This is a genomic window from Candidatus Macondimonas diazotrophica, from assembly GCF_004684205.1.
GTDB classification, from domain to species: Bacteria; Pseudomonadota; Gammaproteobacteria; order UBA5335; family UBA5335; genus Macondimonas; species Macondimonas diazotrophica.
This window is the reverse complement of sequence record NZ_SRIO01000006.1, coordinates 97,745-121,669: the sequence shown is the minus strand read 5'-3', so window position 1 is coordinate 121,669 and position 23,925 is coordinate 97,745. Positions and strand designations below refer to the sequence as shown.

At 63.8% G+C, this 23,925-nt stretch carries 22 protein-coding genes and 1 tRNA gene; 12 read left to right on the top strand and 11 right to left on the bottom strand.

Annotation, left to right across the window (positions count from 1 at the left end; all coding sequences use genetic code 11):
• Positions 1 to 74: 74 nt before the first annotated feature.
• The 3 genes from gloA to pxpB all read right to left on the bottom strand — a co-directional run bounded on the left by gloA (position 75) and on the right by pxpB (position 2,221).
• Positions 75 to 461: a lactoylglutathione lyase gene (gene gloA, locus E4680_RS06390; protein WP_135281569.1), complete on the bottom strand. Its 387-nt coding sequence runs from the start codon at positions 459 to 461 to the stop codon at positions 75 to 77.
• 87 nt (positions 462 to 548) lie between these two features.
• Complete coding sequence (locus E4680_RS06385) at positions 549 to 1,535, bottom strand: 5-oxoprolinase subunit C family protein (protein ID WP_135281568.1); 987 nt, start codon at positions 1,533 to 1,535, stop codon at positions 549 to 551.
• Positions 1,532 to 2,221: a 5-oxoprolinase subunit PxpB gene (pxpB, locus tag E4680_RS06380; protein ID WP_135281567.1), complete on the bottom strand. Its 690-nt coding sequence runs from the start codon at positions 2,219 to 2,221 to the stop codon at positions 1,532 to 1,534. The genes E4680_RS06385 and pxpB overlap by 4 nt, the downstream gene beginning before the upstream one ends.
• 149 nt (positions 2,222 to 2,370) lie before the next feature.
• Between pxpB and E4680_RS06375 the strand changes: the two genes are divergently transcribed.
• From E4680_RS06375 to E4680_RS06365, 3 genes are all read left to right on the top strand, one after another.
• A complete protein-coding gene (locus tag E4680_RS06375; protein ID WP_135281566.1) occupies positions 2,371 to 4,671 on the top strand; it encodes a TonB-dependent receptor in 2,301 nt (766 codons plus the stop codon).
• 242 nt (positions 4,672 to 4,913) lie between these two features.
• The gene (locus E4680_RS06370) at positions 4,914 to 5,678 is read left to right on the top strand and encodes a competence/damage-inducible protein A (RefSeq protein WP_135281565.1); all 765 of its coding nucleotides are present in this window, start codon (positions 4,914 to 4,916) and stop codon (positions 5,676 to 5,678) included.
• Positions 5,678 to 6,400: an SDR family NAD(P)-dependent oxidoreductase gene (locus E4680_RS06365; protein WP_135281564.1), complete on the top strand. Its 723-nt coding sequence runs from the start codon at positions 5,678 to 5,680 to the stop codon at positions 6,398 to 6,400. The genes E4680_RS06370 and E4680_RS06365 overlap by 1 nt, the downstream gene beginning before the upstream one ends.
• Here E4680_RS06365 and E4680_RS06360 read toward each other — a convergent pair.
• Positions 6,372 to 7,535, bottom strand: a complete 1,164-nt coding sequence (locus E4680_RS06360; protein WP_135281563.1) for an MBL fold metallo-hydrolase — start codon at positions 7,533 to 7,535, stop codon at positions 6,372 to 6,374. The two genes, E4680_RS06365 and E4680_RS06360, sit on opposite strands and share 29 nt — an antisense overlap.
• A 149-nt stretch (positions 7,536 to 7,684) precedes the next feature.
• Here E4680_RS06360 and E4680_RS06355 point away from each other — a divergent pair.
• A tRNA-Met gene (locus tag E4680_RS06355) sits at positions 7,685 to 7,761 on the top strand.
• A gap of 67 nt (positions 7,762 to 7,828) precedes the next feature.
• Here E4680_RS06355 and E4680_RS06350 read toward each other — a convergent pair.
• Complete coding sequence (locus tag E4680_RS06350) at positions 7,829 to 8,251, bottom strand: CopD family protein (protein ID WP_135281562.1); 423 nt, start codon at positions 8,249 to 8,251, stop codon at positions 7,829 to 7,831.
• A 115-nt stretch (positions 8,252 to 8,366) separates the two neighbouring features.
• Here E4680_RS06350 and argC point away from each other — a divergent pair, with 115 nt between their 5' ends.
• From argC to E4680_RS06315, 7 genes are all read left to right on the top strand, one after another.
• A complete protein-coding gene (gene argC / locus E4680_RS06345; protein ID WP_135281561.1) occupies positions 8,367 to 9,404 on the top strand; it encodes an N-acetyl-gamma-glutamyl-phosphate reductase in 1,038 nt (345 codons plus the stop codon).
• 276 nt (positions 9,405 to 9,680) lie between these two features.
• Positions 9,681 to 10,784, top strand: coding sequence for an acyl-CoA dehydrogenase family protein (locus tag E4680_RS06340; protein ID WP_135281560.1), 1,104 nt, complete (start codon positions 9,681 to 9,683; stop codon positions 10,782 to 10,784).
• Between the two features lie 43 nt (positions 10,785 to 10,827).
• Entirely contained in the window at positions 10,828 to 12,114 is a 1,287-nt protein-coding gene (locus E4680_RS06335) for an acyl-CoA dehydrogenase family protein (RefSeq protein WP_135281559.1), read from the top strand.
• A 118-nt stretch (positions 12,115 to 12,232) separates the two neighbouring features.
• Entirely contained in the window at positions 12,233 to 12,655 is a 423-nt protein-coding gene (locus E4680_RS06330; RefSeq protein ID WP_135281558.1) for a Zn-ribbon domain-containing OB-fold protein, read from the top strand.
• Positions 12,656 to 12,658: 3 nt separating this feature from the next.
• The gene (locus E4680_RS06325) at positions 12,659 to 13,816 is read left to right on the top strand and encodes a thiolase family protein (protein WP_135281557.1); all 1,158 of its coding nucleotides are present in this window, start codon (positions 12,659 to 12,661) and stop codon (positions 13,814 to 13,816) included.
• A gap of 437 nt (positions 13,817 to 14,253) precedes the next feature.
• Positions 14,254 to 14,760: a DUF1269 domain-containing protein gene (locus E4680_RS06320; RefSeq protein WP_135281556.1), complete on the top strand. Its 507-nt coding sequence runs from the start codon at positions 14,254 to 14,256 to the stop codon at positions 14,758 to 14,760.
• Positions 14,761 to 14,900: 140 nt separating this feature from the next.
• Positions 14,901 to 15,476 carry a DNA-3-methyladenine glycosylase I gene (locus E4680_RS06315; protein WP_135281555.1) on the top strand — a complete coding sequence of 192 codons (576 nt, stop codon included), beginning with the start codon at positions 14,901 to 14,903 and terminating at the stop codon, positions 15,474 to 15,476.
• Positions 15,477 to 15,519: 43 nt separating this feature from the next.
• On the opposite strand, the gene E4680_RS06310 is transcribed toward E4680_RS06315, so the two are convergent.
• From E4680_RS06310 to E4680_RS06290, 5 genes are all read right to left on the bottom strand, one after another.
• Positions 15,520 to 16,863: a YhjD/YihY/BrkB family envelope integrity protein gene (locus tag E4680_RS06310; protein WP_135281554.1), complete on the bottom strand. Its 1,344-nt coding sequence runs from the start codon at positions 16,861 to 16,863 to the stop codon at positions 15,520 to 15,522.
• Complete coding sequence (locus E4680_RS06305; protein ID WP_205688783.1) at positions 16,860 to 18,572, bottom strand: class I adenylate-forming enzyme family protein; 1,713 nt, start codon at positions 18,570 to 18,572, stop codon at positions 16,860 to 16,862. Before E4680_RS06305 ends, E4680_RS06310 begins: the two co-directional genes overlap by 4 nt.
• A gap of 133 nt (positions 18,573 to 18,705) precedes the next feature.
• Positions 18,706 to 20,190, bottom strand: a complete 1,485-nt coding sequence (locus E4680_RS06300; protein WP_135281552.1) for a RimK family protein — start codon at positions 20,188 to 20,190, stop codon at positions 18,706 to 18,708.
• Complete coding sequence (locus tag E4680_RS06295; protein WP_135281551.1) at positions 20,187 to 21,344, bottom strand: GNAT family N-acetyltransferase/peptidase C39 family protein; 1,158 nt, start codon at positions 21,342 to 21,344, stop codon at positions 20,187 to 20,189. The genes E4680_RS06300 and E4680_RS06295 overlap by 4 nt, the downstream gene beginning before the upstream one ends.
• Entirely contained in the window at positions 21,341 to 21,997 is a 657-nt protein-coding gene (locus E4680_RS06290; protein WP_135281550.1) for a thiopurine S-methyltransferase, read from the bottom strand. The genes E4680_RS06295 and E4680_RS06290 overlap by 4 nt, the downstream gene beginning before the upstream one ends.
• Before the next feature lie 137 nt (positions 21,998 to 22,134).
• On the opposite strand from E4680_RS06290, the gene E4680_RS06285 reads away from it, so the two are divergent.
• Entirely contained in the window at positions 22,135 to 23,055 is a 921-nt protein-coding gene (locus tag E4680_RS06285; protein ID WP_135281549.1) for a thermonuclease family protein, read from the top strand.
• Between the two features lie 35 nt (positions 23,056 to 23,090).
• Here E4680_RS06285 and E4680_RS06280 read toward each other — a convergent pair whose 3' ends face one another.
• Positions 23,091 to 23,909 carry a thioesterase family protein gene (locus tag E4680_RS06280; protein WP_135281548.1) on the bottom strand — a complete coding sequence of 273 codons (819 nt, stop codon included), beginning with the start codon at positions 23,907 to 23,909 and terminating at the stop codon, positions 23,091 to 23,093.
• Positions 23,910 to 23,925 lie beyond the last annotated feature (16 nt).

Sequence of the window (23,925 nt, the reverse complement as noted above, 5' to 3'; positions counted from 1 at the left end):
GTTCGGTGAGAGGCTCTACGATAGGCGAGCCCTGTGTGTGATGCAATCCGATGGCGGAGCAGGATTCGTCGGCTTCACGAGTTCCGCTGAATCAGTTCAAGGGCATAGCCATCCGGGTCGCGGACAAAGGCAATGTGAGTCTGGCCGTGTTTCATGGGCCCCGGTTCACGGGTGATGCTGCCGCCGCGCGTGCGGACCTGTTCGCAGCAGGCATAGAGGTCGTCGGTTTCAATGGCGATGTGTCCGAAAGCGGTTCCCAGCTCATAGTGATCCGTGTCCCAGTTCTCGGTCAGTTCGATGACCGCTGTATCGGTCTCCTCGCCGTAGCCCACGAAGGCCAGCGTGAAGCGGCCCTCGGGATAGTCCTGGCGGCGTAACAGACGCATGCCCAGGACGTCGGTGTAGAAGTTGATCGACCGGTCCAGGTTACCGACGCGCAGCATGGTATGAATGATTCGCATGAGATGAGCTCCCGGTGCAGGGGTGACACTGGTGTGGCGATTGGACCGGCGCATCGACGGGGGGTTCCACCCGGAGCTCGGGAGTCATCATCCGGTTTCCGCCCCATCGGTGGACAGTTCGATGGCAATCGCCAACCGGGCGATATCCCGCGCTCGGGCCCGGTACAAGGTCTGTGCGGCGGCGACCGGAAGTGGGCTGAAATAGAGTCTGTCATCGGCGCGCAGTTGTGCCAGGCGAGCATGATCGACACGCGCGACCGTGCCGAGGACGGGATATCCGCCGGTGGTCTGGCGGTCTGCGCCCAGCAGGATCGGCTGTCCGTCTGGGGGGAGCTGGAGCGTGCCAAACGTCACGCCGGCAGAGAGACGCTTGGAAGCGTCGGATACGCTCAGCCGGATTCCGGACAGACGCAAACCCATTCGATCGAAGCGATGATCGACCTGCAAGGCGCCGCTGGTCAGCGCGCGGCGTGCCGCCTCGGGAAGGATTTTCCAGTCGGGACCCGGCACGAATCGCAGCACCACCCGCTGGTCAGCGGTCGGCATTTCATGGGTGGCCCACCAGCGCGGCCAGCAGGGCCGGTCGTCCGGCAACGGGGGAGGACGCGTGCAGGCGCCGATCGGAAGTCGGTCACCGTTGATCAGGCGACGCCCGTGGAGTCCGCCGATCCCGGCGCGAAGGTCCGTGCTGCGGCTGCCGAGCACAATCGGTACATCGATGCCACCAGCCAATGCCAGATAGGCGCGACAGCCCTTTCGGATGCTGCCGAAAACCAGTTGCGCGCCGGGTGGAACCCAGATCGGGCGCCAGCCGGGCAGTCGGACACCCGCCACGGTCCCGGGCAGGTCGGCGCCGGTCAAGGCGATCCAGTGGCCGTGTTCGAATGTGATGCGCGGTCCGGTCAAGGTGATTTCGAGTACGGCCGCGCTGGGCGCGTTGCCGACCAGCAGGTTGGCGATGTGGGCCGCATCGACATCCATCGCGCCGCCCGGCGACAACCCGAGCTGCTGATGGCCCGGGCGGCCGAGATCCTGCACGGTGGTCAGCAGGCCGGGGGAGTCGATGTGGATCACGGCGCCCGGGCCAGCGTGGCGAAGCGGTCGGCATCGATGGCCGTAAAGCGGACGCGATCACCTGGCGCGAGAAGACTAGGTGGTGAGCGACTCGGATCGAAAAGCGTCAGCGGCGTCCGTCCGACGATCTGCCAGCCACCCGGTGTGGCTTGGGAATACACCCCTGTCTGGGCGCCGGCGATCCCAACCGATCCGGCCGGTACCCGCGCGCGCGGGGTGGGCTTGCGTGCCATGGCCAGCGCCGGGTCGAGTCCGCCCAGATAGGCAAATCCGGGGGTGAATCCCAGGAAATACACGCGATAGACCTGGGCCGCATGGCGCTCGATGACCGCCTGCACAGACAGGCCGGCATGGCTCGAGACCTCGGCGAGATCGATACCGAAATCCGCTTCGTAACAGACCGGGATTTGAATCTCACGGGTCGGCTGGCGCGGGTTCTGGTTGGCATCGTCGGCGCTGAACAGTGCAAGCACGGCGTGCTGGAGGGCGGCGAAGTCCCAGTACAGCGGATCATAGTGGATGGTGAGCGAGGCATAGGCCGGCACCAGGTCGATCAAGCCGGGAAGTGCGGCGCTCTGGATGCGCCAGGCCAGCGCGTGTACCTCGGCACTGATGGCCTCGCTGATCTGCGCGCCCAGCGTGATCTGGAGCGCACAGTCCCCAAGCGGAAGAATGGACGGGATCATCGGAAGGGTGAGAAACCGCAGGCAGTCTTCGAATATCCAGGCATGACCCGCTCACAGCAGTGCGACGCTTTGTCGCATGCGAATCGGGAACCCGATTTCAGGCGCAGTATACGCGCTTTTGACAGCGGCTTGGAGGCCAGAGGTTTGCCATGGAAGGGGTTCGGATGGTCTTTTCGCGACTCACCGTAGTCACGGTCTTGATCCCATGGGCAGTGCAGGGCGAGCCGGCGCCGGCTGACGCCATGCTGGAGGCAGTGGTGGTGCAGGGTAGGGGCGCCAGTGCCCCTACGGTTCCTGAGAATCTTCCGGCTTCGACCGCGGGCGTGGATGCCGGACTGATCGCTGAATCGGTCAACGCCATGACCTCGGCCGAGACGCTGAAATATCTGCCGAGCATGCTGGTGCGCGAGCGCTACATCGGCGATCGCAACGGCATCGTTGCGACTCGCACGACGGGCTCGATCGACAGCGCGGGCTCGATTGTCTATGCCGACGGGCTGCTGCTGTCCAATTTCCTCGGCAACAGTTACAGCTATCCGCCACGCTGGGGCATGGTGTCGCCCGAGGAAATCGCGCGTGTCGATGTCATCTACGGACCGTTCTCCGCCCTGTATCCCGGCAACAGCGCAGGGGGCGTGGCGCTGATCAGCACGCGCGACCCGGAACGTCTCGAGGGGCACCTCAACGCCCAGGGATCGGTGCAGGATTATGCCATCTACGGCACCGATGAGCGCTACGACAGCCACCATCTCAGCGCCTCGCTGGCCAACCGCATGGGCCGTGGTTCGTTCTGGCTCAGCGCCGACCGGCTGGACGCGCAGGGCCAGCCCATGTCCTATGCCACGGCCGCCCTCAGCCGCACGTCCATCGATCCGGAGGCGCCGCCGCCCGCGGTGAGCGGCGCCTATCGCGACGAGGACCCCACGGGCGCGCAACGTCTGGTGTTCGGAGCCTATGGCATCGATCATACGGTCCAGGACAACCTCACGTTCAAACTCGCCTATGACCTCACGCCCACACTGCGCGCCGCCTATCGCAGCGGCTTGTGGCAGAACGACTCGGAAACCGGCGCCCAGAGCTATCTCCGCGACGCCGCCGGCCAGCCGTTCTACAACGGCAAGGTTGCGATCGACGGGACGCTGTACACCGTCCGCGGCCTGAGCCCCGGTCAATCGGAAAGCCTGCACTATCTGCACGGCTTGAGCCTGAAGTCCGACACGGAGGGCCCTTGGGACTGGGAGGCGGTGGCCAGTCTCTACGACTATGACGAGGACGAATCGCGCAGCACAACCGCGAATGCGGGCGCTGATTCCGGTCTCGGAACCCGGCGCCCATCCGGCCGCATCACCGACATGAGCGGCACCGGCTGGCAGTCCCTCGACGGTCGCGGGATCTGGCGTTCCGCGGGGCAGCCCGGCAGTCCGCATGAACTCAGCTTCGGATACCACTTCGATCGCTACGAGCTCGCCTCGGTAGCCTACGCCACCGACGATTGGCTCACCGGAGGGCGGGGTGATGTCCAATCCGCCTCCGAGGGCAAGACCGAAACCCACGCGGTCTATCTCCAGGATGCCTGGCGGCTCGATCCGGACTGGACGCTGGTCCTCGGCCTGCGGCCCGAGTATTGGCGGGCCTTCGACGGCGTCAATGCGACGTCGACCGCAAGCCAGCCCTATGCAAGCCGGAGTAAGACCACGGTATCGCCCAAGGTGTCCTTGTCCTACCAGCTTGCCGCCGATTGGCTGCTGCGCGGTTCAATCGGGCAGGCCTACCGGTTTCCGACCGTCACCGAGCTGTTCCAGAAGATCAGCGGAACCACCAGTGACTTGCAGAACGACCCCGATCTGAAGCCCGAGCAGGTGCTGGCTTCCGAGTTCGCCGTGGAGCACGCCTTGCCGGGGGGACTGTGGCGCACTTCGCTGTTTCACCAAAAGCGCGAGGATGCGCTCTATACGCAACGCGACGTGACCGTGTTTCCCAATCTGACCAGCGTTCAGAACGTTGAAGAAATCCAGCTCTACGGCATCGAAACCGTGCTGGAGCTGGCAGATCTGCTGATCATAGGATTGGATGTCCGCGCCAGTGTCACCTACGCCCATTCGCGCATCAAGGAGAACACGCGCAATCCCGAAACCGAGGGTAACTGGCAGCCGCGGATCCCCGATTGGCGCGCTACTGTGCTGACCATCTATCGCCCTTCCGACGCCTGGGCTTGCGCCCTCGGGCTGCGTTACAGCGGCGCGCAATACGGCAATCTGGAGAACACTGATACGCATCGCAGTTTCGGTGACAGCAGTGAGTATGTCTTCCTGGATGCCAAGTTGTCCTATTTCCCCAATGCGAACTGGACCTTCAGTGCGGGTGCCGACAACCTTACCGATTACGCGGCCTATGTTTACCACCCATGGCCGGGGCGGACTTTCTTTGCCAACGTGAAGTACGCGTTTTAGGCAGGCAACGGATTCGCCCGTGCCGCGTTGCCGTTCATCGCATGCGAGCGTGGCGCATACGGTCGCGCCCGCGCGGCATTCGCGGCTGTCAGAGCCGGGATCGGTCATCCAGCAAGCCTCCCAGACGCCTGGGATATCCCGGAGCGCGCAAATGGGCGTGCCGGGAACGCCATCGAACCGGTTTTCGGAACCTTTTATCCGTTGCCCCCGTCTTCTGGGAATAAAGCGGAGGAAGCGCGCCCATGCGTATCGGTTTGATGGTCATCGGGGATGAGTTGCTCAATGGACGGCGCAAGGATCGGCATCTCGCGCATCTGATCGACGTGTTGCAGGCCCGCGGCCGGGAGCCGGACTGGTGTCTGATGATCGGCGACGACCCGGCGTATCTGACGGAGCAACTGCGCCGCACCTTGGCGACCCCCGACCTGGTGTTCTGCTTTGGCGGCATCGGCGCAACGCCGGATGATCACACGCGCCAGTGTGCGGCCCGTGCAGCGGGGACGGCGCTGCGGCGACATTCAGAGGCGGCTGCCCTGATCGAAAGGCGATATGGGGAGGCTGCCTACCCCTACCGCATTCGCATGGCGGATCTGCCCGAGCGAGCGCGACTCATTCCCAACCCGGTCAACCAGATTGCCGGCTTTTCGCTGGGTGATCATCATTTCGTACCGGGCTTTCCGCAAATGGCTTGGCCGATGGTGGAATGGGTCCTCGAAACCCGCTACCCGACCCTCGGGCATTCCATCAAGCCGGTTCTGCGGACCTTGACGATCGAAAACGTGCCGGAGAGCGCGCTGATTCCGGTCATGGAGCAACTGTTGGCGCAGTACCCGGGCGTCAAGATCTCCAGTCTTCCTCACATGGCGGCACGTCCCTGGATCGAACTGGGCCTGAGGGGAGAGCCCCAGTTGGTCGGTGCGTCATGGGCGGCACTCATCCGATGGCTCGATCAAGCGGGGATCGACTACACAACTGGGGACGTCCTTGAGGCGACGGGAGGTGGATGATGACGGTGGAATCGGAACTGCTCTACCAGCGGGTGGCCGTCGTGACCGGCGGCGCAGGCGCAATCGGGCTTGAAATCTGTCGCTTGCTCGCCGCCGCGGGGATGCGGGTCGTGCTTACGGCCCGTAGTCACGCGCAGGCGGCGCAGGCGGCAGGGGTGCTCCAGCAGGAAGCCGATGTGCACTTGGAGCCGGCGGTTCTGGATGTGACCGATCCGGCTTCCGTGCAGTCCTTCGGCCAATGGCTTGCTCATACCCTCGGTCGAGTCGATGTCCTGATCAACAATGCCGGCGTGGCGCCGCGCGGGCACGGCTTCGTCGAAATGTCCGATGCGGAGCTCGATCTGGCGATGCGGACCCATTTTCACGCGCCACTGAGTCTGATCCGGCTGGTGCTGCCCTATATGCAGACACAGGAATACGGCCGCATCGTCAATGTGTCCTCCAGCCTCGGGCAGCTCTCGCAGATGGGCTCGCGGTGGCCCGCTTATCGGCTGTCCAAGGCAGCGCTCAACGCATTGACGGCGGTGGTGGCTGCCGACGTAGCCGGTCAAAACATTCTGGTCAATGCGGTGTGCCCAGGTTGGTGCCGAACACCCTTGGGCGGCCCGGATGCGCCGCGCAGCGCGGCGGATGGTGCGGCCGATATCATCTGGCTCGCGATGCTACCCGACGATGGGCCGTCCGGTGGCTTTTTCAGGGAGCGGCAGCGCCAACCCTGGTAGCCGTTTTCGGCCCACCGGCGGATGCGGCCATCATGGCGATGCAGTGGCCGGGAACCTGCCAGGACTGACCGAATGGCGGCGTCCGAAAGCAGGCTGGGTGAGCGGCGGTCGCAATGGGATCGGATTCGGGCGCACGCAGCCAAGCGGCCACAACGGGCCGAGCAGGTCGTACGGCCAGCGCCTTGGCCAGATCGATCAACGGTTGCTGCTGGCCATCCTCGGCCAGGCGGAAGGTTCCGTAGTGGATGCCAAGCGCGTGCTGCGCGCCGAGGATCCGCCACGCGGCGACGGCTTCGGCCGGATTCATGTGGACCGGCTTCATGAACCAGCGCGGAAGATACGCGCCGATGGGCAGCACGGCGAGCCGAAGTTCGGGAAAGCGCTCCGCGACCTGCTTGAAATGCGGACCGAATCCAGTATCGCCGGCGAAATAGATCGCCCCGGCGGGTGTATCGATCACATAGCCTAACCAGAGTGTCCGGTTGCGATCGAACAGCCCGCGCGAGGTCCAGTGCTGCGCCGGGACCCCATGGATTTGGACGCTGGGAGTCAGCGCATGCGCCTGCCACCAGTCGGTTTCCACTACGCCACCGATACCCGCCGCTTCCAGGGTGCCCCGATTGCCCAGACCGACGAAGATCCGGGGCCGATCACGCAACCAGAGCCGCTTCAGGGTCGGGAGGTCCATGTGATCGTAGTGATTGTGGCTGATGATCACCGCATCGATCGAGGGGAGGTCTTCGAAGCGGATGCCGACCGGAACGTGCCGGTCCGGGCCTGCGAAGGAAACCGGACTGGCTCGATGTGACCAGATGGGATCAGTGAGGACATTCACGCCGGCGGTCTGGATCAGTACCGTGGCGTGATTGATCGGGGTGACCTGTAGCGTGGCGCCGGTGATGCGCCGAGGGGGCGGTGGGCCGGGCGCCCGATCCGACATCGGTGCCCAACGCCCTGGCTCGCGTTGCAGCAGCCATTGCACGTAGTCGGATAAGTGGCGCTCCCGTTCGATGACCATGTGGAAGTGGCGCCCGTCGAAATGGTCGCTCACCGGCCCTCGATACCCGCTGCCATCCAGCGCCCATCCGGCGTAAAGCAGGGCAACCAACAGTGCCAGAAGCAGGCCGCGAACCATCTTGCATCTCGAGTGGAGGTAACGAAAGCCATCAGTCTAGCAGTATCGCCGTCATGCACCGCCAGCGCGCGGCGGGCCGACTGGCTTGACAGCGGGGGGGTGAAACGACAAAATTCCGCCTCTGCGCAAGGCGCATGGTTCCGGATTGTGGCTAGGTAGCTCAGCCGGTTAGAGCGCATCACTCATAATGATGAGGTCGGCGGTTCGAGCCCGCCCCTAGCTACCACATTCGACGAAAGGCGGCACCGGCAACGGCGCCGCTTTTTTTTGCGGCGGTGTTCTTTCTGTAGAAATCAGAAGGGTTTGGTGACGGCCAGCAGGACGATGACGACCAGGAAAGCCGAAGGGACTTCATTGATCCAGCGATAGAACCGTGCCCCGCGACGTCCTGGGTGTTCGGCGATCTGGCGCATCAGACGCCACAGGTAGAGGTGATAGCCTGCCAGCAAGGCCACCAGCGTCAGTTTCAAATGCAGCCAGCCGCTGCTGGCGTAAGCCTGCCAGGCATAGCCGATCAGCAGCCAGATCCCGAGCAGCGCCGTGCCTGTGGCGCCAATGGTCATCATCACGAACAGCCGGCGCTCCATGATCTCGAATCGCGCGCGTTCCGCGGCATGGCCCGTCTCGCAGTGATAGACGAACAGCCGGGGAAGGTAAAATAGGCCGGCGAACCAGGTCACCATGAAAATCACATGGAAGGCCTTGACGGTAAGCATGCGCGAAGCTCCTTTCTGGGGCTGTTCTTTGGATAGGTGCCCGTCGGCGATCATGGCAAGCCTGACGTGGTGTCGCAAGCGGGTGCGCAACCCGAACCGACTGGGGGGAAGACGAGTGATTTCAGCAGGCATTGTGGGCGGAACGGGCTATACGGGCGTGGAATTGTTGCGCCTGTTGGCCAGTCATCCTGAGGTTCGCGTGGATTGCATGACCTCTCGCGGCGCGGAGGGGACGGCCGTGGCGGATCTCTTTCCCAGCTTGCGGGAGCGCATCGATCTGATCTTCAGTGGAATGGATGTCGATCATCTGTCGCGCTGTGATGTCGTATTCTTCGCAACGCCCCATGGTGTGGCGTTGGAGATGGCCGGTGCATTGCTGGCAGCCGACACCCGCGTGATTGATCTATCAGCGGATTTCCGCCTGCCGGATACCGCGCTGCTGGCGCGCTGGTACGGTCTGACCCCGCCGGATGAAGCGGTTTTCAAGCAGGCGGTTTACGGGCTTCCCGAAGTCAACCGGAAAGCGCTACGTTGCGCACGCCTGGTTGCGAATCCCGGCTGTTATCCAACGGCCATCCAGCTTGGATTCCTGCCGCTCCTGGAGCAGGGTCTCATCGATCCCGCACGACTGATTGCGAGCGCGGCCAGTGGGGCGAGCGGGGCCGGCCGGGGCGCCAAGATCGAGACTTTGCATTGCGAGGTGGCCGAAAATTTCCACGCCTATGGAGCCACCGGACATCGTCACCTGCCTGAAATCCAAATCCATCTGGAGCGCGTCAGCCGGCAACGGGTGGGCCTGACGTTCGTGCCCCATCTGGCACCCATGAACCGGGGGATTCACGCGACCTTGTTCGGCTTCCTGCGCGAGGGAATCTCGGAGGCGGAGTTGAACGCCCTGTACGCTGCGCGCTACGTCGACGAGCCGTTTGTCCAGGTTCTGCCGCTCGGCCAGCATCCGGCGACCGCCAGTGTGCGGGCGGCCAATACGTGTCAACTGGCGATTTTTCGGCCCCAGGAAGGCGATACCGTGGTGGTTCTTGCGGTGATCGATAATCTGGTCAAGGGTGCAGCCGGGCAAGCCATTCAGAACATGAATCTGATGTTTGATCTGCCCGAGACGATGGGTCTGGAGGCCTTGCCAGTCACGCCCTGAGGCGCGATCGCGCATTGCGACCCCCCTGGGCCGAGGCTGCATCCCATGGGGCAGCCGGCACCGCTGGTGCTGGTGTTGAACGCTTGGTTTGTGGTATCAGTTGGCGTTGTTCAAAGTCGTCTGGACTGCTATCCCGGCGTTCCACTGCATCGACCTGGCGAGGCTTTGCAGACCATTCCAGCGGCCGGGCTTCGAGACGGGCACGATTCACTAATCGTGCAGGCACCAATCGATCCAGTATGATCGCCCCGCAAAGCTTGAGAAGGAGTTCAAGCGATGAATTTCAAATTTTCCCAAGATCAGGAAATGATGCGTGATTCGGCCAAGCGCTTGTTGGCCGATCTGTCAACCTTTACGGCCGTGCACAAGATTCTCGATTCGGATGCAACCCACGACGCCAACCTATGGAAGCAGATGGCCGACGCCGGCTGGCTGAGTACGGCCATTCCCGAGGAGTACGGTGGTGCCGGCATGGGTTATCTCGAGCTGGCCGTGCTGGCCGAGGAAATGGGCAAGTCGCTGGCCTGCACGCCCTTTGCGTCCTCCATCTATTTCGCGGCCGAGCTGATCAAGGCGGCCGGTTCGGAATCTCAGAAAGCCAACCATCTGCCCAAGCTGGCCATGGGCGAGTCCATCGCGACCGTGGCCTATGCCGAGAAAGGCCGAATCGATGCCGGCGGGGTGCAGGTCAAGGCCCAGGGCGGCAATCTGACCGGCACCAAGACGCCGGTGGCCGACGGTCTGTGCGCGGATCTGGCCATCGTGTCGGCGCGGGACGACCAGGGCGTTTCCCTGTATCTGGTCGATCTGACCGCTGGCGGTGTGAGCCGGGAGTCGGTCGCGACCATGGACCGCACCCGCAAGCAGGCACGGCTGACTTTCAACGGCGCCCAGGCAGAACTGCTGGGACAGGCCGGCCAGGGCGGAGCCCTGCTCGAGGAGGTGTTCTACAAGGCTGCAGCTCTGCTGGCTTTCGAACAGGTGGGCGGTGCGCAGAACGCGCTCGAAATGGCGACCCAGTACGCTAAAGAACGTTATGCTTTCGGGCGGCCGATTGGCTCGTTCCAAGCGATCAAGCACCGCATCGCCGATATGTTCGTGAAGGTCGAGATGGCCCGCTCCAGCGCCTATTATGCGGCTTGGGCGCTGGAAAGCGCGCCAGAGAAGCTGCAGCAGGCAGCCAGCGCTGCCCGCGTGATGGGCATCGACGCCTACGGTTTCGCCGCCCAGGAAAACGTCCAGATCCACGGTGGCATCGGATTCACCTGGGAAGCCAATCCCCACCTTCACATGAAGCGTGCCAAGCACTTGGAGAGCCTGCTCGGCGGCAGCATCGTCTGGCGTGAGCGACTGATGCGCAGCATGGAAGCAGCCGCCTGATCGGGCGGGATTTAGGATTGGGAATCTTCAGGAGGAAAGGAACATGGATTTCAACGATACGCCGCAGGAAGCGGAATTCCGAGCCGAAGCCAACCGCTGGCTATCCCAGAACGCCAAGCCCCGTAGCGAATCGGGCAATATGATGAGCATGTTCGCCGAAGCTGAGGGCGGCGATCTGCGCGGTGAGGCGGAATGGAAAATGGTCCGCGATGCTCAGGCATGGCAGCGCAAGAAGGCCGACGCCGGTTGGGGTGTGATCACCTGGCCGAAGAAGTTCGGCGGTCGTAGCGGCAATATCATGCAGAGCGTGATCTGGGGGCAGGAGGAGTCGAAGTTCGAGACTCCGGCCAATATCTTTATGATCGGCATCGGCATGGCAGGTCCGACGATCATGACCCACGGCACCAACGAGCAGAAGGACCGCTATCTCGAACCCATGCTGCGCGGTGAAGAGGTCTGGTGTCAGCTGTTCAGCGAACCCGGCGCTGGTTCCGACCTCGCCGGTCTGCGTACCCGGGCCGTCAAAGATGGTGACGACTGGGTCATCAACGGCCAGAAAGTATGGACGTCAGGTGCCCACTATTCCAAATGGGGCATCCTGGTCACCCGCCACGATCCCACGCTGCCCAAGCACAAGGGCCTGACCTATTTCATCGTCGACATGGAATCGCCGGGCATCGAGGTGCGGCCCATTCGCCAGATTACAGGCGGGGCCAACTTCAACGAAGTGTTTTTCAACGACGTGCGCATCCCCGACAGCAACCGCCTCGGCGCGGTGGGCCAGGGCTGGGCGGTGTCTATCACCACCCTCATGAACGAGCGCATGAGTATCGGCGGCGGTGGCGGACTGTTCGGCGGTGACAATGGCCTCGGCAGCATCATCGCGCTGTTGCGCGACCTCACGGTCGACGGACGGCCAGCGCTCGAGCACGACGCCGTGCGCCAGAAGATGGCCGAGTTCGCGGCCCGCTTTAAAGGGCTGGAACTGACCGGTTACCGAACCCTGTCGGCCCTGTCGCAGGGCGCCATGCCGGGCTCGGAAAGCTCGATCATGAAGCTTGCGATGGGCCTGCTGGTGCAGGAAATGGCGGCATTCATCATGGAACTGCAGGCGGCTGCGGGAGTGCTGACCGACAAGCAGGAAACGTTGATGGACGCCATGTGGCAGCAGGCATACCTCGGCATCCCGGCGATCCGCATCGCGGGCGGCACCGATGAAGTCCAGCGCAACATCATTGGCGAGCGGATCCTCGGCTTGCCGACCGACATCCGTCTGGACAAGAACGTGCCCTTCAACGAGGTACCAACCGGTCCCAGCAAGAAGGGATGAAAACGCGCGCGTGACACACAGTCCCGGCATCGCCTAAGGATGCCGGGCCTTGCCCGATTCAGCCCGCCCTGGTCTTGGGGCGGGCATTTTGATTTTCATTCATCAAGGAGATTTGGCCATGGCCAAGCAAGTGCCTCTTGAAGAGGGCTATCTCGTCATTCCCGAAGGCGAGGGCGAACGTCCGCGCCTGCTTGGGTCCTACAGCCCCGAGGCGAAGAAATACTTCTTTCCGCGCCGCATGCAGTGTCCCATTACTGAAACCCCCGTTGAGGATGTGGAATTGTCCTCCGAGGGCGTTCTGTATTCCTGGACCTGGGTGCTGATGCCCTTCATGGGCGCCGCCAAGATGGGCGATGGCAAGGCCCATGGCGTGGGCCAGATCGACCTGCCCGAAGGCGTGCGCATCCAGGCCGTGATCAGCGGCCAGATGGGCGACTGGGAAATCGGCATGCCCATGGGGCTGGTCGCGCTGCCGGTGAAGAAAAAGGGCGATACCGAATTGTGCACCTTCGGCTTCGAGCCGATTCGCAAGGGAGAATGAGGGATGTTGGAAGACGTCTATGTGGCCGGCGTAGGGATGCATCCCTTTGGCAAACACGGCAAGAGCAACAAGGAAATGGCCTATGTCGCCGGCAAGGCGGCGCTGAAGGATGCGGGCATCAAGTTTCGTGACGTCGGCGCGCTGTACAACGGCTACATCATGGGCGATATGACCGAAGGCGTGGCCATCGCCAAGGATTTGGGCCTGACCGGCGTGCCTGTGGTGCATGTGGAGAACGCTTCGGCCACCGGTTCCACCGCGTTTCGCGAAGCTTGCCTGCGCGTGGCGTCGGGCCAGGCCGATATCGCCATGGCGCTCGGTTTCGACGACATCGTGCGCATGGGCCAGATGATGATGCAGATGTTTGCCGCCCAAGGGCCGCGCATCGAGAGCATGGTGCTGCCGGCGGCATTCTTCGCCTTGTGGGCGGTGCGTCGCACCCACGAGTACGGCACTTCCCCGGACATCTATGCCCGCATCGCCGCCAAGAACTGGAACCATGCCCGTCACAACCCCATGGCCCAGCGCCAGTCCGATCATGAGGTGACGCTCGAGGAAGTGCTGGCCTCCAAGCCGGTGGCCCATCCGCATACCACCATGATGGCCTGTGCCACTGGCGGCGGGGCGGCCTGCGCCATCGTCACCAACAAGAAATGGGCGAAGAAGCTGGCCAATGGCCGGCCGTTGGTGCGTGTGCTGGCCTCGCAGCTGCAATCCGAACAGTACGTCGACGGGCACATCTTCATGGGCGCCGTGGTCGGCCCCAGCGAGCTGACCCGCACCACCTCGCAGGCGACCTATGAGGAAGCCGGCCTGGGTCCCAACGACGTCAGCCTGGTGCACGTGCATGATGCGTTTCCGATCGAAGAGCTCATGTACTACGAGCTGATGGGCTTTTGCGGTGACGGCGAAGGCGACAAGCTGGTGCTGGAAGGCGCCACCGAAATCGGCGGGCGCATTCCGTTCTCGACCGACGGCGGCCTCATTGCCCGCGGTCATCCGGGCGGTCCTACGGGCCTGGCCCAGGTGTGGGATGCCACCCTGCAACTGCGCGGTGAAGCCGGCCAGCGCCAGGTAAACGATGCGCACACCGCGCTGGTGCACATGATGGGCGCGGGTTCGGTCTGCGTCATGCACATGCTGCATCGCGAAAACGCCTGAACCGTCTTCTGGCGTTCGCGCCGGTTTTGGGTTCATGGAGTGCCCCCGGTCTGACCGGGGGCTTTGTTTCACCTCAATCGCTCCTCCGCATGACACCTCATCTCATCCGAATCGGGTCGGTTCGCCCCGACGCGGCCGGACACACTGAACAAACCGCTCCCGTCCCGCTCTAACCAAGCACGTCATGCGGACAGCGTCGCCGAGCTGTCGTCATCGAATGGATTCATTCGGGTCTCCCGATGGCCGGCAGTCTGCCGGCTTCTCCCAGGTGCCGTGCAACTGCGGCGCAGGTCCGCGTCTTTCTTGAGCCATCTCAGGAGACACGCCATGCGAAAAGAGCAAGCCGCTTTGCGCAATGCACTGATCCTCGCTGCGACCCTGGTCGTGTGCCTCGTCATCCTGGTCGTGATGGCGCACGGCCTTGCGGGAGGGTAACCATGAAGCGCATCTGTTTTCTGTCCCCCGATGAAGTCCATGCCCATGCCGCGATTCAGGCGCTGCGCGAGCAAGGCGTTCCCGATCGCCACCTCTATGTGGTCGCGGGCGAGGGCGTGCAAACCGAAGGGCTCCCGGACGCTGGGCCGGAGGACGACGATTTCATCCCGGCCTACAAGCGCGGTCTGGCGTTGGGTGGCGCCGGTGGGCTATTGGCAGGCCTTGTCGTGATGACCTTTCCGCCGGCGGGCCTCGTGGTGGGTGGTGGGGCGCTCACTCTGGCAACCTTGGCCGGGGCCAGTCTGGGAGGACTGGCCACCGGCCTGGTGGGCACCGGATTTTCGAGTACCCGGCTTGAGCAATTCAAGGCCGCCATCGAAGCTGGTTCGCTTATCATTCTGGCCGATGTCGAAGATGCCGACGTCGCGCACTGCACGGCCGCAGTACAGGCGCTCGGCCCCGAAATCGAGGTGATCGGCTTCGAACCGCCCGCGCCGATCGTCCCGTGAGGAGGGTGCGCTCCCTGTTTGCCGGTCGGGAGTTGCGGACCGGTGCATTCAGGCGATGGAGAAATACCTCGCGCCCGGATTGAAGCGGCATCGTGTGTGGCGCATGATGCCTGCTTTGGTTAACTACGGGTGACTCAACAATGCACCTCGACGCCTGTCCCTGGTGCGGCCAGGATCCGCTTTATCGCCGCTATCACGACACCGAGTGGGGCGTGCCGGTGCATGACGATGCGGTCCTGTTCGAGTTCCTGGTGCTGGAGGGCGCACAAGCGGGTCTGAGCTGGCTCACCGTGCTGCGCAAGCGCGAGCACTACCGGCAGGCGTTCGCCGGGTTTGATGCCGAACAGGTGGCGGCATTCGATGCGGCGCGCATCGAGACCTTGCTGCAGGATCCGGGCCTTATCCGCAACCGGCTCAAAATCGAATCGGCCGTGAGCAATGCACGTGCCTTTCTGGATGTTCAGGCCGACTTCGGTAGCTTTGACCGCTATATCTGGGATTTCGTGGACGGACGATCAATCGTTAACCATTTCACGTCCATGGCCGAGGTTCCCGCCGTCACGCCGCTGGCCGAAACCATCAGCCGGGATCTCAAGCGCCGGGGCTTTCGCTTCGTCGGCCCGACTATTGTCTATGCCCACATGCAGGCTACCGGTATGGTCAACGACCACCTGACGGCGTGCCCCCGGCACCGCATCTGTGCCGCGCTGAGCTAGTCAGTGCAGGACCCTTGGAACAGGCGCCCGGGGTATCTCCAGGTTACCCGACGGCGTGCGGATCCTGCGGGCTGGCGTGATCCGGATCGCCCAGCGATGCCTCATGGCGCAAGAGATCCGCAAGAGTCTGTTTGCCCAGCACCGCATGGCGCGCCTCACCCAGCTGTCGGATCAGCGACCGTATGGCCGGTGGGGTGCGGCTGGATGCGGGTGTGACCGTTGGCGTGAGAATGGTTTCGAGCGTGATCTGTTCCGGTGCTCGGGCGAGAACCAGGCGAGGGGGGTCATCGGTGGAGCGTACCAGCAGGTCCTGTGCGATGAGCCAGCGGACCGCGTTTCTCAGGGAGGCCACCGGAATGCCGATGGTGCTGGCCAGCGTTTCCAGGCCCGCCGGTGCCAGGCCGTCGTGATGACGGCGTGCCACGGCATGCAGGAGCGCCAGCGCATGATATTCCGCGTCGGATTCGTCCAGTTCGCCGGCCCCGGGGAGGGTAGCAGCCGGATACTGCACATAGAAGGCAATCTGGGCGCCGACGAGCAGAATGGTCCAGACCACATTCAGCCAGATCAACAGCAGAATGAGAATGGCGAAACCGGAATAGATGGCGTCATAGTTGGTGCTGCCCGCGACAAAAAACGCAAAGGCCTGTCCGCCAACTAACCAGGCCAGCGCGGCGAACAAGGCACCACAGAGCGCCGCATGCCAGCGGACGTGGGTATTGGGCAGATAAATATAGATAAAGCTGAAGATGGCGGTGAAGACGACCAGCGGTGCAACACGGGTAATGAGCGAAAGGGCCATGCCCAGCGGCTGCCAGTCGCTGAGACCCCGCACCACTTCGGCGCCCATCACGGAGGCGAAGACCCCGGTAGCGACCAGATAGAGAACCGGCGCCAGCAACACCACGACCAGGTAGTCGTTGAAGCTCCGGGCCAGTGAGCGCGCTTCGCTCACCCGCCAGATCTGGTTGAATGCGCGTTCGATCTTCTGAATCAGGGAGACCACGGTGTAGAGCAGGAATCCCAGACCCACCGAACCCAGTACCCCGACCTTCATGTTTTCCACAAAGCCAATGATGCGTTCGGTCAGCTCCGCGCTTTGCGGACCCAGGGGCGCCAGCAGTTGAGCGATGAGCGGCTCGGCGACGTTGTGGGCGCCAAAGGCCTTGAGGATGGAAAAGGCCAATGCGAGGAGCGGCACCAGGGATAACAGAGTGGTATAGACCAGGCTCATCGCCCAGAGCGCAATCTGACCCTGACCCAGGTCCCGTGCGGTGGCCAGCGCAGCTCGCGCCGCCAGCAGCAGAATGCGTCGGGGTCGGGAGAGCCGGCCCGGATCGATCGATCCGAGCCGGTCCAGCCACCGACGTGGCGAGGAAGGCGTCACGCCGGCGCGGCCTCCGGCAACAGGCCCAGTTCTTGCTTGAGCTGGTTCTTGAGGATCTTGCCGTTGGCGTTGCGCGGCAGAGGCTCACTGCGCAGCTCGATGCGCACCGGCACCTTGAAACGGGCCAGATGGCCGCCTACATGCGCCTGCAGTTCCTCGACGCTGACGGAGTGGCCTGGTGCGATCTGAACCACGGCACCGACTTCCTCGCCCAAGACCCGGTGGGGAATGCCGACGACCGCCGCATCCATCACGGCCGGATGGCTGTAGAGCGCATCTTCCACCTCGACGCAGTAGATGTTCTCGCCGCCGCGGATCAGCATGTCCTTGGCCCGATCGACGATATAGAGATAGCCGTCCTCGTCCATGCGCGCCAGATCGCCTGTATGCAGCCAGCCATTGGTGAAGGTCGACGCGTTGGCTTCCGGTCGGTTCCAGTAGCCTTTGATGACGTTGGGTCCCTTGACCCAGAGTTCGCCCACCTGCCCGCGCGGCAGCTCGCTGCCGTCGGCGCCGACGATCTTGATCTCGGTGACGGGCGCCGGGCAGCCCACACTGTCCGGTCGGCGGTGATACTCCTCGGCCGAGTTGCTGGTGCACAGTGCCGAGGTTTCGGTCATGCCGTAGCCGTTGCCCGGATCGACCTTGGGGAAGGTCTGGCGGATGCGCTTGAGCAGTTCGGGAGCGGCCGGGGCGCCGCCGTAGGCGATGTTGGTCACGCACGACAGATCGTGGTTGGGCAGTTCGGGATGTTCCAGCACCTGCCAGACCATGGACGGCACGCCGCCGAAGGTGGAGATGCTTTCGGCCTCGATCAGTTCGATGGCCCGCTGGGCGTCCCACTTGTACATCATCACCAGCTTGCCGCCGGCCAGCGTCATGCCGATCAGGAAGCCGTGGCAGCCGGTGACGTGGAACAGCGGTACGGAGAGCAGCATGCTTGGCCCCACCATCTGCATGCCGCCCGTCGGGTCCTCGCCGCGCAGGACGCTGGCGCGCATGCGCACGAAGGCGCCGCTGATGAGATTCTGGCAGACATTGCGATGCGTGCCGAGCGCGCCCTTGGGTTTGCCCGTGGTGCCGGAGGTATAGAAGATTGTCGCGTCGTCATCCGGTGCGATGGTGGCCTTCGGCAGCACCGCCTTTTCCGGCAGATCGCCCCGGAAACTGTGGAAGTCCAGTACGCCCTCGGGCAGAGCGCCGGAGCCGCGGGCGACGATGATTCGTTCCAGCGCCGGCAGGCGGTCCAGATGGGGCGTGATACGTTCCAGACGCTCGGCGTCGCAGAACAACACGCGGGCGCCGGAATCGGCCAAGCCAAACTCCAGTTCGTCCCCGGTCCACCAGGCATTGAGCGGGACGATCACCGCGCCGATCGACACGGTAGCCCAGAACACCATCGGCCATTCGGGCAGGTTGCGCATGGCCAGTGCGACGCGGTCGCCTTGCTGGATCCCCAGGTCTTCGACCAGGCGCGTGGCGAGCGCTGCAACAGCCCGGTAATGCTCGGCGAAGGTCCAGCGCTCGTCTTCGTAGACCAGATAATCCTTGGCGCCATGGCTGCGGCTGATGTCCAGCACCGTGCGCAGCGAGGGCGGGGCGGCCTTCCAGACCCGCGTCGGCACGCCACGGATGTCGATTTCCTCGATGTTGAAGAGACCGGGCTTGCTGGTGAGCTGTGTGTTGGCCTGCTCGATGGTCAGGGACATAAATGCACTCCTTTGCATTGGATCGTTTTGTGTGGTGAGTTTACCGGCTTCGCGCCAAGCGCATGCGACAGGGTCGGGCCTGCCGCCGAATCGATTGCGGTCGCTTCGAGTGTATCAAGGCAAGGGGATTCCCTCATCCTCCCCGGTAACGCAGCCGGGTGCGCTGATCCAGCCGGCGCAGGAATTCAGCCATGATTTCCTCGTAGAGCTGCTCCTTGAGGATCTGATCCTCTACGCCGGCATCAATGTTGGGATTGTCATTGATTTCGATGACGCAGACGCCTTGCCGGGTCTGCTTGAGATCGACGCCGTAGAGGCCTGTACCGATCAGCCGCGCGGCTTTGACGGCGGTCTTGATCACCGCAGGCGGCACGCGTTCGAGCGGCAGGGTACGCGCCGCGCCTTCCACGACACCGCCACCGGCCTTGTGCTGATAGATCTGCCAGTGATCCTTGCTCATGAAGTACTGGCACGCGTAGAGGGGTTGGCGGTTGAGCACGCCGATGCGCCAGTCATACTCGGTGTACAGGTATTCCTGGGCCAGGATGAGATCGGATTTCTGAAACATGCGTTCGGCGACGTCCTTGAGCTCCGCCGCATCGTGCACCTTGGTGACGCCCACCGAGAAGGCGCCATCGGGGATCTTGAGCACCACGGGATAATCCAGCGGCGGTTCGAGCTCAAGCGTGCGTTCGCGCCGCAGGATCTGAGTGGCTGGCGTGCGGATGCGGTGCGTGCGCAGTAGCTCGGCGAGATAAACCTTGTTGGTGCAGCGCAGGATGGAGATGGGATCGTCGATCACCACGAGCCCTTCGGCTTCGGCGCGCTTGGCGAAGCGAAAGCTGTGATGGTTGATGGCCGTGGTTTCGCGGATGAACAGTGCATCATATTCGGCCAGACGGCCGTAATCCTTGCGGGTGATCAGTTCGACGTCGAGCCCAAGGCGCTTGCCTGCACGGATGAACGCCTTGAGGGCGCGTGGATTGGAGGGAGGCAGGGCGTCGGTGGGATCGTGCAGGATGGCCAGGTCGTAGCGGCCGGGTGAACGTCGCCGCGGATTCTGCCAGACACCCGCCAGGTAATGCTGCAGCGCCTCGGCGAACAGTTGACGCTGGTCGCGATCGAGTTCGGACAATCCGATGGGGCGCACCCGATGGATCTGCCAGCGATTGTCCTGGTGCAGGTCGACGGCCAACAGCGGGCACGGCAGGCGCTCGAACAGATCATCGGCCAGATCCTGAAACGCCGGATTCGATGCGCGACCGAGGAAGATCCACAACCGGATCTCCCGCGCATCGTGGCCGCGCAGGTATTTTTGGAGGTCTTCATCGAGGTCTTCGGTCAACGGCTCGTAGATGGTCTTGCGGGACAGATCTAGCGCCGTGCCGACACTCGGGAGAATCCGCTGGCCCCGCGCTTCGGCCAGGAGCGAGCAGTAATAGCCCATGCTGCCGTAGCGATAACCACGGCACAGGTTGATGACCCGGAGTTGCCGGTCGGCCGCCAGATCGGTTTCGTCGTTGGCATCGATGAAATCCTTGGCCGTCATCAGCGGCAGCGGTGGCAGGTCGGAAGGCCAGTCTGCGGGACGTTCGATCAGAATCAGGTGTTTGCTCATGCGTGGGTTGCAATGCGTGGTGGGCGGCGGCGAAGGATGATGACGGCGCGCTGGCCGCTCTTGCCGTAGCGCGCCATGCCGGTGAATTCGGCTTTCAGAATGGGAAGATTCACGCAATCGGTCGGCGTTTTCCCCATCGCATAATCCACATAGGGGTCATGCATGTAAAGGAAGTGTGCATCGAATCCGGTCACCACGACCCAATGCGGGAATTTCTCGCCGTAAAGGCGATAGGAGCTGATCATGACGATGGGCACACCGCCGGTCTGCAGCTCCTGTTCGAGATCGGCCACGGACACCAGCCCGTATTCCAGGCGGATGTCGCTTTGGCGGATTTCCTCAAGCTGGTCTTCCTGCACGAGCGCAATCACGGCCTTTTTTTCCGGCGAACGGACCGAGTCGACGAACAGCGCGGTCTGGTCCTTGACCCGCATGGTCACCTCGAATCCGCGCCGGTGGGCTGCCAGCGCCAGCCCGTACGGACCGCAGCCGCCATGACCGGATGTCATGAAAATGGTGGTCGCCTCGCGCCACAGCCGCAGCTCGAGCTTGCGGTCCAGCACGATGGTTTTATCCAAGGTTTTCATGGCCATCATCAGTGCCGCCGGTCCGCAAGTGAACTCCAGCGTTTGTTCATAGAATGGGACGTGGGTCAGCGATGGCTCGGGCCTGGTCTCGAGGGTTTTTTCCAGCCGCAGCCCGTCGCCATGGTCTTCGTAGTATCCCGGTAGCAGGCGCATTTCCCGATAGCCCGCCCGATGATAGAGCGCGCGCGCCGGCTGGTTGTCAGCTCGAACTTCCAGACGGAGCGCGGCGTAACCCCGCGCCAATGTGACGGCTTCGGCGGCGCTCAGCAGGCGGGCCCCCACACCCATCCCCTGACGTTCGGGCAGCACTGCAAACGAATACAGGCGGCCAAGCGCTGTACCGGCGTGGAACAATACCAGGACATAGCCGTCCACGACCGCGCCGGTTTCATGCACCAGCGTGACCGCCTTGGCACGGCTCAGCAGATGGCGGAAGCTGCGCCGGCTGAGCCGGTCGGTCACGAAGCAACGCTGCTCGATCTCGAGCAGTGCGTCCAGGTCGCTCAGTGTGGCGGTGCGAACGGTACTGGCCGGGTTTCCGGGGAGATCGGGCACGGGTTCGTTCATGCCACGGGGAATTCAAGCGCCCAGGCGCACTGCTCGAGTCGGGTGAGACCGCGCTCGGCGAAGCGCGGTTCTGCGGCGAGCGCATCTTCCACGGCGAGGACGCGCGCCTCGGCCAAGGGTCCGTAGAGCGTCCGTACCTCGGACTCCGGAACGGAAAAGGGTGGGCCTGCCATGACCTCTTGCGGGTATTCCAGCGTAATCAGTAAGCCCCAGGCGCCGGAGGCGAGCAGATGGGCGGCGTGGACGGCGTAGGCCGAGCGGCGCTCGGGAGGCAGGGCGATGAGCGCAGCGCGGTCGTACAGGCCGGTGCAGGGTGCGCCAAGGTCGGCCGCGGTGAACTCGAAATAATCGCCTTCCAGCAGGGTATAGGGCCCGGCCTGCCAGATCCGGCCCGGACCTTGCGTGCTCACGGCTGGCTCGAGTCCGTGCTCCGCGAAAAACGCGTCGATAGCCGCCGCGCTCAGTTCGATGCCGACCACCGTGCAGCCAAGGCCGGCTAGGTAGACCATGTCGAGGCTCTTCCCACAGAGCGGGACGAGGACACGTCGCCCGGCGAGTGGCGCCCCGTATCGGGCGAGCATGGGGTGGACACGGTCAAGGTGAAAACCAATTTCCCCGCGCGCCCAGCGCGCGTGCCAGAACTGCGGATCCATGCGCATCCATCCCCGAGACAAGAGCGTCGATTGATGCGTCATCATAGCGCATGGCCGTGCCGTCGGCGGCGTGGTCATGATGTTGCCATCGGCCCGGTTCATCCTGAGGTAACACGGACGGCATCAAGGAGCAACGCATGCCCGGGACCCGAATGACCGCCAGACTGCTCAAGGTGGTGGATGGCGACACGATCAAGGTCGAGCTGGATGGGCGCAGCGAGTCGCTACGGCTGACGTGTCTCGATACCGAGGAAAGCTGGCCAGGCGGCACCAAGCCGGTGACCGAAGGCGGGCGGCAAGCGTCGGCGTGGGCCAAGGAATGGTTCGATGCCGATGCCGAGGGCGCGCCCACGACGGAGGTGATGCTGACCTTGGAATTCGACACTGCCGATCCGCCCTCGTTGGCCATGCTGCGCCATCGAGGCAATTACGGTCGGTTGCTGACCTACATCTGGCGCGATGCGGTGAACTACAATCTGGCCGCCGTGGCGGCGGGCTGGAGCCCCTATTTCGTCAAGTACGGTCGTTCCCGGCTCTATCATCGCGAGTTCCTGGCGGCTGAAGCGCACGCCCAGTCCGTCGGCAGCGGTATCTGGGATCCTGATCTCAATGGCCATGGTCCGACCCGCGACTACACCCGGCTGATCCCGTGGTGGCAGATGCGCGACGGCTGGATCGAGGGCTACCGCGCGGCAGGGCCGCATACCGGCGCGCTCTCCGTGCGGCTGGATCACGCCCATCTGGTCACCGCGGCCCAGCGGGGCGAACCGGTCACGGTGTTCTGCGACCTGCAGGGCGGCATCAACCGTTGGGTCGGCGATAGCGCGCTGATCTATGCCGGATCGCCCGCGCAACCCTTCAATCTGTGGATCCCCGATCGGCAGGCGGCCTCGGCGCAGGACCTGTTGCGTCTGTTGGCGACGCGCTATACCGGCGAGGGCCGGCAGAACTACGTCTACGTCACGGGACAGGCAAGCCTGTATCCGCCGCAGGACGGCGGCAAGCCGCAGATCGTGCTCACCGATCCGGGCCAGCTCAGGGATCTTCCGCCGGGCTGACGCCGCGGGTATGCATGGGTTGCGGGGCAGTGCTCTTACCGCCCCATGCGGCGCGTGATGAGCGTCTGGGTGACCCGGCCGATATAGCCGGACGGATCGAACAGGCCGGTATGGACCGCGCCGAGACCATGGTCGAACAGTTCGGCGCGTGCTTCCAGACAGATCCATTCGGATACCGGCAGTCGCAGCAGATGCAGGCTGATGTCCGCATTGATGCAGCCGGTCTGGTTATCGACATGGAGCTGGCCGAGGCCGTTGCCGAAGTCTGCCAGCGCGGCGACGCGCACGAACGGGGACAGTTCTGTCCCGTGCACCACCGGCACGGCGCAGCGTAGCCAGGCCGTACCCTCGCCGCGCAGTGCGAATCCGTGGACTCGCTTGGCTTCGATGCAGTGGTGCATGCTGGGACGCCGTTGGTCGGCATCGGGAAGTGCGCGGCCCATCAGATCGGTGACCGGCAGGGTGTCGGGATCGGCGGGAAGCGGACGCTCCGGTCGAGCGTGATCCGGCACCGTCACGTCATTGGGCATCAGCTTCAGCGCCTGCGCCTTCACCACGATCCGGTCCTCGTGCCGTAACGTGATGTCGAGCACGCACAGGCGGGTACCGCTGCGGACGACGGCCACATGGGCCGTCAGCGGGGCCAATGGCACCGGGCGCAGCAGGTCGATGCTCAGCCGGGCGAACTGCAGTGCGGGAGCGGGGTCGGCGGCCTCCAGTGCATGCGCGACCAGACCGCCGGTGGCACCGCCGTGCAGCAGGCGTGGATCCCACGGGCCGATCGCATAGCGGGTCGGGTGATAGCGCCCTTGGTTGTCGGTGACGAACAGGGCAGGGGTCGTGTCGTCGATCATCGTTGTATGGCCGGCG